The following is a 14,563-nucleotide window of genomic DNA, read 5'->3' as shown; positions in this document are numbered from 1 at the left end:
ACCGGCTCGTGTGCCCCGGATCCTCGTCCGACGAACGGCCCGTTCGTCGGTACCTATCCGACGCCAAGCATGTCTGAGGCTGGGCGCGCCGCGAAGCAAGCGCGCAGCCCTCAGTGGCACGACAGCGCCGTTCGTCGGAACGGGCATCGGCTCAGCGGCGCCAGGGCCCCTGCGGCGGGGGCGGTGGGTAGCTCCGGCGCGGCGGGTGGCCGGGGTGGTACGGCGGTGCCGCCGCCTGGTGGGCCCGCGGTGGGGCGGGAGGTGGGCCGGGGGGCGGCGGCGCCCAGCCGGGCGGGCGGTGGTGGCGGATCGCGACGGTGAGCGCCTCCGGGTGCCCCACGGCACGCGCGCGGGCCTGGCGCACCGCCTCGACGGCCTCTGCGTGCCACATCGGTCCGAGCGGGCCCATGGTGCCGCGAGCCATCCGGTCGCGGAGGAACGCCAGCTCCGTGACCGCGGCCTGGTACTCCGCCACGGCCTTCGCGACCCGGCGCCCGGACCGCCGGCGCACGGCCGCCCGCCACCCCTGCCGGCCGGCCAGGCTCGACAGGAGCGGCACCTCGCTCGGCACGATCCATCCGGCGGCGGCGAAGCCGGGCAGCTGCGCGGCCACGATGCGCTGCTCGCGGCGACGCTGCCAGACCACGACGATCACCAGCGCGACGAACAGCGGCACCATGACGAAGCCGTAGACCGCGAGGAAGAGACCCCCGTCGAGCACCGAGGCGGACGTGTTCCACAGCGAGTGCAGCGCGACCGCCACCACGTAGCCGATCGCGACCGCCGCGACCTTCCGGCCCGCGGACGCGCTGCGCGACGCGATCCCGGCCCCGATCCCGATCATGGCGGTGAACAGGGGGTGGGCGAAGGGCGAGAGCACCCCTCGCAGCACCAGGACGCCGAGCACGCTGCCGATCTGGCCGACTCCCGCGTCCTCGGTGAACGCCCGGCCGAGGTAGAGGATGTTCTCGGTGAACGCGAACCCTGCGGCCACCAGCCCGGCGTAGACGATCCCGTCGACCACGCCGTCGAACTCCCGGCGCCGGAAGGACAGCATCCCGACGAGGAACGCACCCTTCACGGCCTCCTCGACGACCGGCGCCACCGCCACGGCCCCGAAGAAGTCGGCCTGGTCACGGCCCAGCACCTGGTCGACGACCATGCTCGCGCTGCTGTTGATCAGCAGGGCGGTCAGCGCGGCGAAGCAGGCGCCCCAACCGAACGCGACGAGCAGCGTGCGCGGCGGCTCGGGCTCCCAGCGGTCGATCCACAGGAAAGTGGCCACCACGGGCCCGACCGGTACCAGCGCGCACAGGGCCCCGACCACCACTCCCGTGGCGCCCACGCTGTTGCTCAGCAGCCCGAGCACGACGAGGCCGCAGAACCCGAGCGCGACCAACCCGAGGACCGGCGCGAGCACCCCGCGGCGCTGCCTGCCCGGGGTGGGCATCGGGATGACGCGCGTCGCCTGGGTCATGGGCGAGGAGCCTACGGGTGATCAGCCCGTCGGCGAGTGGCCGTTCGGCTCGTCGCCCGGGTCGTCCGGCGTGCGGCAGCAGTGTTCGAGCCACAGCGCCCCGCCCACCAGCCCGAGCGCGCAGACGATGCCCACCACGCCGGCGAGGGAGTCGCTGCCCGCGGCCGTGACCTCACCGGCGAGCGGCAGGACGTGCGCGAGCAGCCCGCCCCACGCGCCGGTCATGATCGCGCCGGCGAGCGAGGACGCCTTCGCCAACAGCACGGCGCGGGCCGCGACCAGCGGTTGCACCGGCTGCGTGCCGGGCCGGCGACGGATGCGGGCGCGCAGCATGTTGCCCCCGATCGCCTCCGCGATGCCCAGCACGCCGAGCGTTGCCCCCGCGAAGAGCGGAAACTCCGGAAGCGAGCCGTAGGTCAGCCGGACGAGGATGCCCACGACCACCGCGGTGACGAGGGCGACGGCGAACAGGTCCCGCGGCCGCGTCGGGGTCACCGGGCCGCCATCAGGGTGAGGTCGTCGCGGCGGCGCATCCCGTCCTCGGCCCCCGGTCCGAGCGCCGCGAGCAGGGCCGCCACCGGTCCGTGGCCGGGCAGCACCGCCTCGGGGTCGACGTCGAGCCAGGGGCGCAGCACGGTGGCCCGCTCCGGCGTGCCGGGGTGCGGGAGCAGCAGGTCCGGGTGGTCGCTCAGCACCGGACCGTCCGGACCGTCGACGGTGACCACGTCCACGTCCAGCGTGCGCGGGCCCCAGCGCACGTCCCGTACCCGCCCCGCGGCGCGCTCGAGCTCCTGGCCACGGCGCAGCCAGCCCCACGCGTCGACGCCCGGGTCGTCGACGACGAGCACGGCGTTGAGGAAGTCGTCCTGCTCGACCCCGCCCCACGGCGCGGTCTCGTACACCGGCGACGCCGCCCGCACCGCGTGGCCGAAGCCCGTGACGGCCGAGCGCAGGTGTGCGAACCGGTCGCCGAGGTTCGAGCCGAGGGAGAGCACGGCGCGCGTCACGCGGGAACCACCCGCCCCCGGCCGACCGCGCGGGTGCGGCGCGCGACGACCGCGACGTCGGCGAACTCGAGGGGGATCGGCGCCTGCGGCTTGTGCAGCACGACCTCCACGGTCTGCACCCGCAGGTCGGCGAACACGTCGTCCGCCACGCGCCCGGCGACGGCTTCGATGAGGTTGCACGGCGGCCCGCCGATGATCGCGGCGGCCCGCTGGGCCATCGCGCCGTAGTCGATGGTGTCCTCGAGCCGGTCGGAACGGGCCGCGTGGGTGAGGTCCATCCACACGGTGATGTCGACGACGAAGTCCTGGCCGTCGCGGCGTTCGTGCTCGTACACGCCGTGGTGCCCCCGCACTCGCAGCCCGCGCAGCTCGATGCGATCCGCCACTGGGTCCTCCACCGCTATCGCTCTGCCGTGCCGTCCCACGCCGCCGCCACCCGCACGGCGTCGAGCGTGCCGACCACATCGTGCACCCGCACGCCCCACGCACCGCGGTGGGCCGCGAGCGCGCTCACCGCGGCCGTGGCGACGTCCCGGCCGGCCGTCGGGCGCGGCACATCCTGTTCATCGGCGAGCAGCGTGCCGAGGAACCGCTTGCGGGACGCTCCGACGAGCACCGGGAACCCCAGCTCGACGAGCACGTCCATCCTGCGCAGCAACGCCCAGTTGTGTGCGGCGGTCTTCGCGAACCCGAGCCCCGGGTCGAGCACCAGCCGCGTGGGCTCCACCCCGGCGGCAACGGCCGCGTCCACACGCGCGGACAGCTCGTCGCGCACGTCGGCGACGACGTCGCCGTAGTGGGCGAGGGTGTTCATGCGGTCGCTGTGCCCGCGCCAGTGCATGAGGATCCACGGCACCCGCGCCGACGCCACCGCCTTGCCCATCGTGGGATCGGCCAGCCCGCCGGAGACGTCGTTGACGACGGCCGCCCCGGCCTCGACGGCGGCCTCGGCGACCGTGGCCCGCGTGGTGTCGATGCTGACGCGCACACCCTCGGCGACGAGCTCCCGCACCACCGGGAGCACCCTGGCCAGCTCGGTCTGGGGTTCGACGCGGGGTGCGCCGGGCCGCGTGGACTCCCCACCGACGTCCACCAGGTCGGCGCCCGCGTCGCGCATCGCCACCCCGTGAGCGACGGCCTGCTCGCGGTCGAGCCACCGGCCCCCGTCGGAGAACGAGTCCGGCGTGACGTTGAGGATGCCCATCACGACGCACCGCCCGGGATCCGGCAGCCCCGCACTCACGGGGTTCACCCGTTCCGGATCAGCGCGAGCACCTCGGCGCGGGAGGTCGGCGACGACCGGAGCATCCCGCGCACGGCGGACGTGGTGGTGCGCGAGCCGGGTTTGCGGATCCCCCGCATGCCCATGCAGAGGTGCTCGGCCTCGATCACCACGATCACGCCCTTCGGTTCCAGCTTGCGCACCAGCGCATCGGCCACCTGCGCCGTGAGCCGCTCCTGCACCTGTGGCCGCCGCGCGTACAGGTCGACGAGCCGGGCGATCTTCGACAGCCCGGTGACCCGCCCGTCGGGGTTCGGGATGTAGCCGACGTGCGCCACACCGTGGAAGGGCACCAGGTGGTGCTCGCACATCGAGAACATCGGGATGTCCTTGACCAGGATCAACTCCTGGTGGTGCTCGTCGAACGTGCGGTCCAGCACCTCGTCCGGATCGGAGTAGAGACCCTGGAAGATCTCCGCGTACGACCGCGCGACGCGAGCAGGCGTGTCCCGCAGGCCTTCGCGGTCGGGGTCCTCCCCGATCGCGAGGAGCAGCTCCCGCACCGCTGCCTCGGCCCGCGCGTGATCGATCACCGGCCGGCCGTTCCTGGACGCCGTCTCGGACGCCGGTCCACCGGGTACCGCTGCACTCAGCGTGAGCCGCCCTCGTCCGACCCGGAGCCGCTCTCCCCGCTCGACTTGTCGAGGGACGGCTTCTCGGGCTGTGGCTGCTGCTGTGCCTGCTCGCCTGCACCGTTGGCACCGGCCTGCTGCTGCGGCGGGGCCACCTGGTTCTGCGGCGGACCCCACTGCGGGGTGGGCTGCTGCCAGTGGCCGGGCGGCGGCCAGCTCTGGCCGTGCGGGGTGGTGGCGGGCCGCCAGTCCGGCGGAGCGCCGTAGTTGTGCGGCACCGAGTTGGGCTGCGGCTGCCCGCCCCATCCCTGCTGCGGCACGGGCTGGCCCTGCTGGGGGTAGCCACCGGGGAACGGCTGGCCCGGACCACCCGGGTAGCCGCCGGGTGGCGTGGGAACCGGGCCACCGTTGGGGCCGGGAGCCGGCACGCCGTTGGCACCGCCCGGGTAGGAGCCGACGGGCGCGGGTTCACGGACCGGCTCGGTGTGGGGCGGCCACGGCTCGCCGCGCTCCCGCGCGCGTTCCGCCGGTGTCTTGATCGGCGGCTTGTCGGACGGCGTGCGCTCACCGAAGTCGTTGAACGCCGTGATCCGGGGCCGCTTCTCCACGGCGCTGAAGATGCGCTGCAGGTCGTGGCGGGTGAGCGTCTCCTTCTCGAGCAGCTCGAACACCAGGTCGTCGAGGACGTCGCGGTAGGTGTTGAGGATCTCCCACGCCTCGGTGTGCGCCGCCTCGATCAGCGCGCGCACCTCCTCGTCGATCTCGTGGGCGACCTCGAGCGAGTAGTCGGCCTGCGCGCCCATCGAGCGACCCAGGAAGGGGTCGCCCTGGTCACGGCCGTAGCGCACGGCGCCGAGCCGGGCGCTCATGCCGTACTCGGTGACCATGGCCTTGGCGATCTTGGTGGCCTGGTCGATGTCGCTGGACGCGCCGGTGGTGGGCTCGTGGAAGACGAGCTCCTCCGCGCTGCGCCCGCCCATGGCGAAGACCAGCCGGGCGATCATCTCCGACCGGGTCATCAGGCCCTTGTCGTCCTCGGGGACGACGAGGGCGTGGCCGCCGGTGCGCCCGCGCGGCAGGATCGTGAGCTTGTAGACCGGCTCCAGGTCGGGCATCGCCCACGCCGCGAGCGCGTGGCCGCCCTCGTGGTAGGCGGTGATCTTCTTCTCCTGCTCGGAGATGATCTTGCCCTTGCGGCGCGGCCCGCCGACGACCCGGTCGACCGACTCCTCGAGCGCAGCGGCGTTGATCAGGGTGCCGTTCTCCCGCGCGGTGAGCAGCGCGGCCTCGTTGATGACGTTGGCGAGGTCGGCGCCGGACATCCCGACCGTGCGCTTCGCCAGCGACTCGAAGTCGACGTCTGGCGCGAACGGCTTGCCCTTCGCGTGCACGTGGAGGATCGAGCGGCGACCGGCGAGGTCGGGAGCGCTCACCGGGATCTGCCGGTCGAACCGGCCGGGACGCAGCAGGGCGGGATCGAGGATGTCGGGCCGGTTGGTGGCCGCGATCAGGATGATGCCGCCGCGGGCGTCGAACCCGTCCATCTCGACGAGCAGCTGGTTGAGCGTCTGCTCGCGCTCGTCGTGCCCACCGCCGAGGCCCGCGCCGCGCTGGCGGCCGACGGCGTCGATCTCGTCGACGAAGATGATGCAGGGGGAGTTCTGCTTGGCCTGCTCGAACAGGTCGCGCACCCGCGAGGCACCGACACCGACGAACATCTCGACGAAATCGGAACCGGAGATCGTGTAGAACGGCACGCCCGCCTCGCCCGCGACCGCGCGCGCCAGCAGCGTCTTTCCGGTGCCGGGCGGGCCGTAGAGCAGCACGCCCTTCGGGATCTTCGCGCCGAGCGCCTGGTAACGCGCCGGGTTCTGCAGGAAGTCCTTGATCTCGTGCAGCTCCTCGACCGCCTCGTCGGCGCCCGCGACGTCACCGAAGGTGGTCTTCGGCATGTCCTTGTTGAGCTGCTTGGCCTTCGACTTCCCGAAGGACATCACCCGGTTCCCGCCGCCCTGGGCGTTGTTCATCATCCAGAACAGGATGAGCAGCACGAGGCCGAGCGGGATCAGATAGATCAGCATCGTGGTCAGGAACGAGTCCTGGCGCACGGTGGTGTTGAACGCCGGGTTGTTGCTCGCGTTCTCGAGGGCCTCGACGATCGTGCCCGCGGTCTGCGCCGGGTACTGGGTGATGATCTGCGTGCTGCCCTCGACGGGCTGGGCGAGGGTGAGCCGAAGCCGCTGCTCCCGGTCCTCGATGAGCGCGTTGGTGACCTTGCCCTCGGAGATCTGCGCGAGCGCCACGGAGGTGTCCACCCGCGTGTAGTCGCGCGTGTCGTCGAACAGCACGCTGAACGTGAAGTAGACCAGGATCGCGGCGAGGATCCAGATCAGCGGGTTGCGGAGCAGGCGCTTGCGGTCCATTCAGCTTCGGCCGTGGCGGCCTTCACCCTTCCTGGCGAAGATTCTCCAGCGGAGACCCGGCGCAGCGGACTGACCGGCCCTGAGTCCGCCAGGATAGCGGGCCGCGAGCACAGCTGCGTCGTCGATGTCCATCCACGTACCCCTTACGGGTACGTGCGCTTTCAACGAGCGGTGGCGAACCGGAGTTCCCGGAGGCCATATCCCCACGCGCGCGGTGTCGTTGGGCCCATTGGCTGATGGTGATCACGACGTGGCCGGCGACGACGCCGGGCAGTGGGGGGTAGGTGGCATGACGGCGAGGGCCCGTGGCGTCGCGGTGGCGGTCGCGCTCGGTGGGATCGCGCTCGGGGCGGTGCTCGCTCCGGCGGCCACGGCCGCACCTGCGCAGTCCGGCCCCGGCGGGTGGGCACCTGCCGACTCCGCCGCGATCCGGCCCGGCGTCGTCACCGACACCGAGGGCGGCGGGTCCTGCACGAGCAACTTCGTGTTCACCAGCGGCGACCGCACGTTCCTCGGCCAGGCCGCGCACTGCGCGGGAACCGGTGATGCCACCGAGACCGACGGGTGCGACTCCGGCACCGTCGGCCTCGGCGCCCCGGTGGCCATCAAGGCCACGGACGGCACCGACCGCGCGGGGCGCCTCGCGTACAGCTCGTGGGTGGCGATGCAGGCGAACGGGGAGACCGACCCCGATGTCTGCTCCTTCAACGACTTCGCCCTCGTCGAGGTCGCCTCCGAGGACGTGGCCGACGTCAACCCGACCCTCCCCGTGTTCGGCGGCCCGACCGGCATCGACACCGACGGCGTCGGCACGGGCGACCTGGTGTACAGCATCGGCAACTCCCCGCTCCGCCTGGGGATCAGCGCGCTCGGCCCGAAGGTCGGCATCAACGTCTCCGACACCGGCGGCGGGCGCAACCACGACGTCTACACGCTCACGCCCGGCATCCCCGGCGACTCGGGCAGCGGCTTCGTCGACGACTCGGGGGCCGCGTTCGGGGTGCTGTCCACGTTGAACCTCGCGCCGCTGCCGGCCAGCAACGGGGTCATCGACCTGGCCCACGCGCTCGAGTACGCCCGCGCGCACGGTGACGTGGGCGACGTCGAGCTCGCGCTCGGCACCGAGCCGTTCAACTCCGCGCCTGCTGCCGGGCTCCCGCTCCCGGCGCTGCCCGCACTACCCGCCCTTCCCACGCTCGGCGGCTGAGAACGAGCCGATGACCTGCGCGGCGAAGCCCTGCTCAACCGGCTGTCACGCGTACACGGCCGGGTCGAGCGTGCCGATGAACGGCAGGTCGCGGTAACGCTCCGCGTAGTCGAGGCCGTAACCCACGACGAACTCGTTGGGGATGTCGAAGCCGATGTACTTCACGGGGACGTCGACCTTCACCGCGTCCGGCTTGCGCAGCAGCGTGCAGACCGACATCGACGCGGGCTGGCGCGACTCGAGGTTCTTGAGCAGCCAGGACAGCGTGAGGCCCGAGTCGATGATGTCCTCGACGATGAGCACGTCACGGCCGGCGATGTCGCGGTCGAGGTCTTTGAGAATGCGCACGACGCCCGACGAGGACGTGGCCGAGCCGTAGGAGCTCACCGCCATGAACTCGAGCTGCACCGGCACCGGCAGCGCCCGCGCGAGATCGGTCATGAACATCACGGCGCCCTTGAGAACGCCGACGAGCAGCAGGTCCGAGTCGGAAGCGGCGCGGTCGGCGGCGATCTGCGCGGCCAGCTCGGCGGTCCGCTCCCGGATCGCCTCTTCTGTGATCAGCGTCGATGCGATCTCACCGTCGTACACGGTGGGCGGCCTCCTGAGAGTCGGGGGATCAGCCGCCGGGATGCCAGCGGATCGGGCGCAGGGAGAGCCTGCCATGCGCACGCACCAGCTCCAACCCACCCGGTAGGGCGACACCGCCACGGGCCGGCCCCTGACGTGCGAGATCGTCGGCTGCCCTGAGGTGCTCGTCGGTGAGAGCCGTCACGTCGGCGGTGGTCAGCCAGGCCCGCAGCACCCGGCGGCGCAGCGCCGCGGGCACACCCTCGAGCGAGGAGATGAGCAGGCCCGCCTCCGGGTCGAGGCCACGGTCGAGCAGGTCGGCCGCCACGGCGTCGAGCGCCTCGCCGTCCTCGCGCAGCTGTCGCGCCGTGCGGGCGAGCGCCTCCGCGACGCCACCCGACAGCACGTCCTCCAGCAGGGGCAGCACCTCGTGGCGCAGGCGGACGCGGGTGAACCGGGGGTCGGTGTTGTGCGGGTCGTCCCACACCGGCAGGCCCGCGGCCGTGCACGCCGCCCGCGTCACCGTGCGGCGCACCCCGAGCAGCGGGCGGCACCACGGCGCGTCCCACGCCCGCATCCCGGCGAGCGATCGGGCGCCGGACCCCCGGCCCAGCCCGAGCAGCACGGTCTCGGCCTGGTCGTCGAGGGTGTGGCCGAGCAGCACGGGCGAGTCCGGGTGCGGCCGGGCGGCACGGAGGGCCGCATAGCGGGCGCGGCGGGCGGCGGCCTCTATCCCGCCCTTCCCCGTGACCTCGACCCGGTGGACGGTCGCCGGGATTCCCAGGCCGTCGAGGAGCTCGGCGGTGGCGGCGGCGCGTTCCGCGGAGCCGTCCTGCAGGCCGTGGTCGACGACGGCGCCGTGCACGGCGCCCCGCCCCCGCACCGCCACCGCCGCGGCGGCGAGGGCGAGGGAATCGGCTCCGCCGGAGCAGGCGACGAGCAGCGGGACGTCCCGGTGCGGCGCGGGTAGCGCAGCGAGCGCGGCCCGAAGGGCCCGCCGCACCGCAGGCACCGCAGGGTCCTGTCCCACGCGCGGACTCTAGTGCGAGTACCCGCCGGGATCAGAGGCCGTGGACGCGCGTCAGCCAGCGGCCCGGGTGAGCCAGCTCCTGGCGGGTGGGCAACGTCTCGGGGCTCTCCCACACGCGGTTGAAGCCGTCCATGCCCGCGGCGAGCACCACGTGCCGGGTGAACGCGGACCCGACTGCGTACTGGCGGACCTTGGCCTCCACGCCGAGCAGGGCGCGCAGCAGCCGGTCGACGATGCCACCGCCGCGGCGGCGCACCGTGAACCGGTTGCGGATGGTGGCGACCGTCGGCACGACGGACGGGCCGACGGCGTCCATCACGTGGTCGGCGTGGCCCTCCAGCAGGGTCGTGAGGGCGAGCAGCCGGTCGAGCACGGCCCGCTGCTCCGGCCCTTGCAGCAGCTCGATGATCGCGAGCGAGTCGCCGCCGGTCTCGCGCAGCGACCGCACCACGTCGGGCAGGCGCTCCAGGACGGCGCCACGGTCGGTCTGCGCGATAGACAGGAACCGGCCCACCTCATCGGCGAAGTAGGACCGCAGCCACGGCACGGCGGTGAACTGGAGCCGGTGGGTGGCCTCGTGCAGGCAGACCCACAGTCCGAAGTCGGTGCTGGGCACGTCGAGCGCCTTCTGGGCCGCGTGCACGTTGGGCGCGACGAGCAGCAGGCGCCCGCCGCCGTCCGCGCCACCGAACGGGTCGTACTGGCCGAGCACCCGCCCGCCCAGGTACGCGACCACGCTGCCGACCTGCAGGCCCGCCGTGCGCGCGGTGACGCTGCGGGCCACCCGCGACACCTCCGGCAGCTGGGCGCCCGCCGTGAGCGTGGCCATGCCCACGACGGCGGCGGCCGCCCATGCCTTGCGGTCCACCACGTCGGCCGGGAGCAGGGGCAGGCCGTGCCCGAGACCGGTGATCTCCCGGACGTGCCGCTCGGCGACGGCGGCATCGGCGCGCAGGCGCTGCACGAGCTCGGCGGCCTCGGCGGGGGTGGCGTCCGGGCCGGGCTGCATGAGCCGGCCCGCGGTGCGACTCGCGAGGTCCCAGTCGACCGGGAGCCCGTGCTCGCCCCGTGGACTCGTCGTGGGCTGGTCGGCGTCGGTCACGTACGGCACGGGTCCACGCTACGTGCCCGACGGTGCCGTGAGTGGGTACGAGTGTCCGAGCACTCGCATCCGCTCACGATCGGCGGCAGCCGCAGCGGCTCAGCTCGGCGGCCATGGCGTCGTGCAACGGCCGGACGGTCGCCGGGCTGGCCCCGTTGGACATCAGGGCGAAGACCAGCAGCTTCCCGTCCGTGTCGGTGACGACGCCTGCGAGGCTGCTCACGCCGGTGAGCGAGCCGGTCTTCGCGCGGACGACGCCGCGCCCGGCCGCGGCCTGCCCGTCGCGGGCGTACCGGTCGTCGAGCGTGCCGACGCCGCCGGCCACGGGGAGGCCCGTCAGGATGGGGCGCAGGAACTGCGTGTCGAGCGGACCCTTCGCCGGCGACGCGGCAGCGGCGAGGATCTCCCCCAGCAACCGGGCGGGCACCTGGTCTTGTGTGGAGAGGCCGCTGCCGTCCACCATCTCGGCGTCGGTCGTGTCGATCCCCGCCTGCCGGAGCGCGGCGAGGACGGACTGGGCCGCGCCGGCGTACGACGGCTCCGCCTGCCTGGCGATCGCCACTTCACGCGCGAGCACCTCGGCCAGCACGTTGTCCGAGGTGCGCAGCGCGTGCTCCGCGAGCTCGCTCACCGGCGCCGACCCCACCGCGGCGATCGCGGTGGCGTCCGGCGCCGCCGTGCCCTTCTCGACGTCGGCGACACCCAGCGCGTCGGCGAGCGCGCGGGCCGCCGTGAGCGCGGGGTCAGAGACGCGCGGGCCGTCCTGCAGCTTCGGGTCGATCCGCCCGCCGTCGAGCATCACCGGCTCGATCGGCGTGATGAACCCGGCGGCGACGTCGCCGGGGCTCCAGCCGGGGGCGAGCCCGTCGGCCGTGTAGCGGCTCGTGTCGACGAGCACCCGGCGGATCGGGCCGGGCGCCTTCTTCTTCACCGCTTCGGCGAGCTCGCCCACCGTGGGCGCGGCCGGGTACAGGCTGTCCTCGGCGGCCGGGAGCGCGGTGAGCGTCGGGTCCCCGCCGCCCACCAGCACCACCGTGCCCGGATCGGGGCCGGTGACGACGCGGGTGATCAGCCGGTCGGTCGGGTTGAGCGCGAGCAGCGCCGCGGCGGCGGTGACCAGCTTCGCGGTGGAGGCCGGCACGAGCGGCCGCTCGGGGGTGTGGCCCCACAGCTCGCTGTCGGAGGCCGGGTCGATCACCACACCGGCGAACTTGCCGGGCATGTCGGCGGCGGCCCGGTCGAGCGCGGCGCTCAACCCCGCCGGGGTGGGGGCCGGGGCGTCGGGCGGGAGCGGCCCCAGCGCGGGGTGGGGAACGGGTGGCAGCGGCGCGGGCGCCGGCGCGACGAGGCCGAGGCGCTGCACGAGGGCCGGGCCGGTGAGGGCGATCGCGCCGCCCGCGCCACCGGCCACCGCGAGCACGACGAGCACGGCGATCGTCCGCCGCGCACCGCGACCGGGCAGTCGCAGCGAGTCACCGATTCGTCGCCCGATGCCCACGGGCGCCCTCCCTCGATTCCCTTGGAGCGCAGGAGGCGCGCCCCGGACGTCGGCGTCGCCGACGCGGTGCACCAGACTAGTGTCCGCCGCTGGGGGCCAGTGCGGGTATCGGCGGATCCAGGGTTTCCGCTGGGTGTGCCGGCGGGCCGGCCTCGTATCGGAATACTCGGCCGGTTCGCCGGTGCGCCCAGCGGGAAGCTGGGCCGTCGAGATCTGTGCTGGCCCCCCAGCGGCGGACACTCGAGGCGCCGGAGCCGGTCGCCCGACCGGTACCGGCCATCCATCCGACCGACGGACCAGCAGGAGAGCGCCAGTGGACTTCGACGTCACCATCGAGATCCCCAAGGGCGGCCGCAACAAGTACGAGGTGGACCACGCCACGGGACGCATCCGGCTCGACCGGACGCTGTTCACCGCCACCCAGTACCCGGCCGACTACGGGTTCATCGAGGACAGTCTGGGCGAGGACGGCGACCCGCTCGACGCGCTCGTGCTCGTGCAGGAGCCGACCTTCCCGGGCTGCCTGATCCGCTCGCGCGCGATCGGCATGTTCCGGATGAAGGACGAGAAGGGCGGCGACGACAAGGTCCTCTGCGTGCCCTCCGACGACCCGCGCCAGGAACACCTGCGCGACATCCACCACCTCCCCGAGTTCGACCGGATGGAGATCCAGCACTTCTTCGAGATCTACAAGGCGCTCGAACCCGGGAAGAGCGTGGAGGGCGCCATGTGGGTCGGGAGGGCCGACGCCGAGCGGGAGATCAAGGCCTCCTGGCAGCGGGCCAAGGTGGCCGGCGGGCACCAGCACTAACCCGCTGCGCGCACGGCCAGGTCCCACACCCGGATCGCGTTGTCCCGCGCGCCCGACACCAGGATCGGGCGCCCGTTCAGGTCCGCCACTCCCAGCGCGGTGAGTGCGGCCTCGTGCCCGGTCATCGGGGCGCCGAGCTGCCGCCCGCTGTCGACGTCCCGGACGACCATCGGCCCCGGTCACCCTCACAGGCCACGACGGGCCGGCCGTCGAGCACGGCGAGCGCGCTCACCCCGGATCCGCCGCCGATGTCGTGCCGGCGCACCACGGCCCCGGTGTGCAGGTCGACCACCTCGAGACGCTCGGCGGTGCGGACGAGCACGGTGGCTCCGTCGAGGACGGCGATCTCCCCCGTCGCGCCGGTCCGGACGACCGGCTCCCCGGTGACGAAGTCCCAGACCTGCGTCAGGTTCCGGGCGATCACGTGTGCGACGAGGCACAGCCGACCGTCGATCACGGCGGTGCTCAGGTCTGGACCCGCGCCTGCGGCCTCGGGGGGCGGCCAGGAGGCCCGGTGAGCAGCACGTCAGCGCCCTCGAGCGGCCGGTCGCCGAGGCCACTGCGACGCAGCGACTCCATGGCCGCGCCGATCTGCCCCTCGATCGCCTCCGCGCGGGGCGGCGCCGGCGGCCCGTCGCGCAGCACGTCGTCGAGGCTCGGGCCGCGGACGAGCCGCATGTCCAGGTAGAGCCGGCCGTCGATCTCACCGTGGCGGTGGATGGGCACGACGTGCGGCTCGCGCAGTGCGCTCAGCAGGCCGGCATCCCGCCGGAACCGGGCGCGGAACGCGGGGGCGGCCGACGGCGCCTGGTCGAACACCTTGAGCGCCACGACCCGGTCGTGGTGACTCGTGTCCCGGGCGCGGTAGACCCATCGTCGCTCCCCTCGCGCTGCTCTCGACGGGGTCGACCAGGGCGCGACACATCTGGTTGGGGTGACCGCGGTCACGTGCGTTGGCGGTCCTCGAATGCGCTGGCGAAGCGGCCCAGCAGCTCGGTGAACTTGCGCCGATCCGCCACCGACCAGTCCGCGAGCATCTCGGCGAACCGCTGGATCCGCATGCGGCGGTTCTCCTCGAACACCCGCCGCCCCTCGTCCGTTGCGGTGAGCAGGGTGGCCCGCCCGTCCTCCGGGTCCGCCATCCGTTCCACGAGGCCGAGCCGCACGAGGTGCGCGACCTGCCGGCTGATCGTCGACGGATCCGAGTGCACCGCCTCCGCGAGCGCACCCGCGCGCTGCGGGCCGCCCTTCACGAGGTGGACGAGCAGGAAGTAGGTGGCCCGCTCCACCGCGTCGGGGTGCTCGGCCTGGTACTGCGCCTGCCTGCGGTCCATCAGGCGGAGCAGCCGGATGAGCTGGCCACTCACGTCATCGGCCAAGGCGAGGTCGTCGTCGGACGGCACCGCGCGAGCATGGACCGCCGGCATCGTTCGGGCAATACGCCCCGAATGTGACACTCAGCTGCCTAGGAGGGTCCTGAACAGCTCCGGCCGTAGCGAGCGACGTCCAGGTGGTGCCATCGCAAGCGGTTCACCGTGATCCCTCTCGACCTGTTCCCGCGCGTCCCGCTTGGCGGTGACCGAC

At 73.6% G+C, this 14,563-nt stretch carries 17 protein-coding genes; 2 read left to right on the top strand and 15 right to left on the bottom strand.

Going from position 1 to position 14,563, the window contains the following annotated elements; translation table 11 throughout:
- Positions 1-151: 151 nt before the first annotated feature.
- From FHX44_RS18660 to ftsH, 7 genes are read right to left on the bottom strand one after another with little or no spacing between them, the layout of a single operon-like run.
- Entirely contained in the window at positions 152-1,477 is a 1,326-nt protein-coding gene (locus FHX44_RS18660) for a PrsW family intramembrane metalloprotease (protein ID WP_147256960.1), read from the bottom strand.
- A 21-nt stretch (positions 1,478-1,498) separates the two neighbouring features.
- On the bottom strand, positions 1,499-1,972 hold the full coding sequence (locus tag FHX44_RS18655; protein WP_147256959.1) for a DUF3180 domain-containing protein: 474 nt from the start codon (positions 1,970-1,972) through the stop codon (positions 1,499-1,501).
- Positions 1,969-2,484, bottom strand: coding sequence for a 2-amino-4-hydroxy-6-hydroxymethyldihydropteridine diphosphokinase (gene folK / locus FHX44_RS18650; protein WP_147256958.1), 516 nt, complete (start codon positions 2,482-2,484; stop codon positions 1,969-1,971). The genes FHX44_RS18655 and folK overlap by 4 nt, the downstream gene beginning before the upstream one ends.
- Complete coding sequence (gene folB / locus FHX44_RS18645; protein WP_147256957.1) at positions 2,481-2,870, bottom strand: dihydroneopterin aldolase; 390 nt, start codon at positions 2,868-2,870, stop codon at positions 2,481-2,483. The genes folK and folB overlap by 4 nt, the downstream gene beginning before the upstream one ends.
- A 14-nt stretch (positions 2,871-2,884) precedes the next feature.
- Positions 2,885-3,688 (bottom strand): dihydropteroate synthase, encoded by an 804-nt coding sequence (gene folP / locus FHX44_RS18640; protein ID WP_212613010.1) that lies wholly within the window; start codon positions 3,686-3,688, stop codon positions 2,885-2,887.
- Between the two features lie 44 nt (positions 3,689-3,732).
- Positions 3,733-4,359, bottom strand: a complete 627-nt coding sequence (folE, locus tag FHX44_RS18635; RefSeq protein ID WP_147261294.1) for a GTP cyclohydrolase I FolE — start codon at positions 4,357-4,359, stop codon at positions 3,733-3,735.
- Positions 4,356-6,761 carry an ATP-dependent zinc metalloprotease FtsH gene (gene ftsH, locus FHX44_RS18630; RefSeq protein ID WP_147256955.1) on the bottom strand — a complete coding sequence of 802 codons (2,406 nt, stop codon included), beginning with the start codon at positions 6,759-6,761 and terminating at the stop codon, positions 4,356-4,358. Before ftsH ends, folE begins: the two co-directional genes overlap by 4 nt.
- 250 nt (positions 6,762-7,011) lie before the next feature.
- Between ftsH and FHX44_RS18625 the strand changes: the two genes are divergently transcribed.
- Positions 7,012-7,968, top strand: coding sequence for a serine protease (locus FHX44_RS18625; protein ID WP_212612543.1), 957 nt, complete (start codon positions 7,012-7,014; stop codon positions 7,966-7,968).
- A 45-nt stretch (positions 7,969-8,013) separates the two neighbouring features.
- Here FHX44_RS18625 and hpt read toward each other — a convergent pair whose 3' ends face one another.
- The 4 genes from hpt to dacB all read right to left on the bottom strand — a co-directional run bounded on the left by hpt (position 8,014) and on the right by dacB (position 12,168).
- Positions 8,014-8,559 carry a hypoxanthine phosphoribosyltransferase gene (hpt, locus tag FHX44_RS18620; protein ID WP_147256954.1) on the bottom strand — a complete coding sequence of 182 codons (546 nt, stop codon included), beginning with the start codon at positions 8,557-8,559 and terminating at the stop codon, positions 8,014-8,016.
- Between the two features lie 28 nt (positions 8,560-8,587).
- Positions 8,588-9,568 (bottom strand): tRNA lysidine(34) synthetase TilS, encoded by a 981-nt coding sequence (gene tilS / locus FHX44_RS18615; protein WP_147256953.1) that lies wholly within the window; start codon positions 9,566-9,568, stop codon positions 8,588-8,590.
- Between the two features lie 31 nt (positions 9,569-9,599).
- A complete protein-coding gene (locus FHX44_RS18610; protein WP_246170968.1) occupies positions 9,600-10,670 on the bottom strand; it encodes a zinc-dependent metalloprotease in 1,071 nt (356 codons plus the stop codon).
- A gap of 73 nt (positions 10,671-10,743) precedes the next feature.
- A complete protein-coding gene (gene dacB, locus FHX44_RS18605; protein WP_170308957.1) occupies positions 10,744-12,168 on the bottom strand; it encodes a D-alanyl-D-alanine carboxypeptidase/D-alanyl-D-alanine endopeptidase in 1,425 nt (474 codons plus the stop codon).
- Positions 12,169-12,481: 313 nt separating this feature from the next.
- Here dacB and FHX44_RS18600 point away from each other — a divergent pair, with 313 nt between their 5' ends.
- Positions 12,482-12,979 carry an inorganic diphosphatase gene (locus tag FHX44_RS18600; protein WP_147256951.1) on the top strand — a complete coding sequence of 166 codons (498 nt, stop codon included), beginning with the start codon at positions 12,482-12,484 and terminating at the stop codon, positions 12,977-12,979.
- On the opposite strand, the gene FHX44_RS43880 is transcribed toward FHX44_RS18600, so the two are convergent.
- From FHX44_RS43880 to FHX44_RS18585, 4 genes are all read right to left on the bottom strand, one after another.
- Positions 12,976-13,104: a hypothetical protein gene (locus FHX44_RS43880; protein WP_281287900.1), complete on the bottom strand. Its 129-nt coding sequence runs from the start codon at positions 13,102-13,104 to the stop codon at positions 12,976-12,978. The genes FHX44_RS18600 and FHX44_RS43880 overlap by 4 nt on opposite strands.
- Positions 13,101-13,436: a hypothetical protein gene (locus FHX44_RS18595; RefSeq protein ID WP_147256950.1), complete on the bottom strand. Its 336-nt coding sequence runs from the start codon at positions 13,434-13,436 to the stop codon at positions 13,101-13,103. The genes FHX44_RS43880 and FHX44_RS18595 overlap by 4 nt, the downstream gene beginning before the upstream one ends.
- 8 nt (positions 13,437-13,444) lie before the next feature.
- Positions 13,445-13,810 carry a protein kinase family protein gene (locus tag FHX44_RS18590; RefSeq protein ID WP_147256949.1) on the bottom strand — a complete coding sequence of 122 codons (366 nt, stop codon included), beginning with the start codon at positions 13,808-13,810 and terminating at the stop codon, positions 13,445-13,447.
- Positions 13,811-13,923: 113 nt separating this feature from the next.
- Positions 13,924-14,382 (bottom strand): MarR family winged helix-turn-helix transcriptional regulator, encoded by a 459-nt coding sequence (locus FHX44_RS18585; protein WP_246170465.1) that lies wholly within the window; start codon positions 14,380-14,382, stop codon positions 13,924-13,926.
- Positions 14,383-14,563 lie beyond the last annotated feature (181 nt).

Source organism: Pseudonocardia hierapolitana (assembly GCF_007994075.1).
GTDB lineage: Bacteria > Actinomycetota > Actinomycetes > Mycobacteriales > Pseudonocardiaceae > Pseudonocardia > Pseudonocardia hierapolitana.
Note: the sequence above shows the minus strand (reverse complement) of the source record. Positions and strands in the feature narration are given on the sequence as shown.

Bases quoted from the DNA above. Each gene is read 5' to 3' on its own strand.
- FHX44_RS18660 (WP_147256960.1), bottom strand. From the start codon at position 1,477: ATGACCCAGGCGACGCGCGTCATCCCGATGCCCACCCCGGGCAGGCAG.
- folP (WP_212613010.1), bottom strand. From the start codon at position 3,688: ATGGGCATCCTCAACGTCACGCCGGACTCGTTCTCCGACGGGGGCCGG.
- ftsH (WP_147256955.1), bottom strand. From the start codon at position 6,761: ATGGACCGCAAGCGCCTGCTCCGCAACCCGCTGATCTGGATCCTCGCC.
- FHX44_RS43880 (WP_281287900.1), bottom strand. From the start codon at position 13,104: ATGACCGGGCACGAGGCCGCACTCACCGCGCTGGGAGTGGCGGACCTG.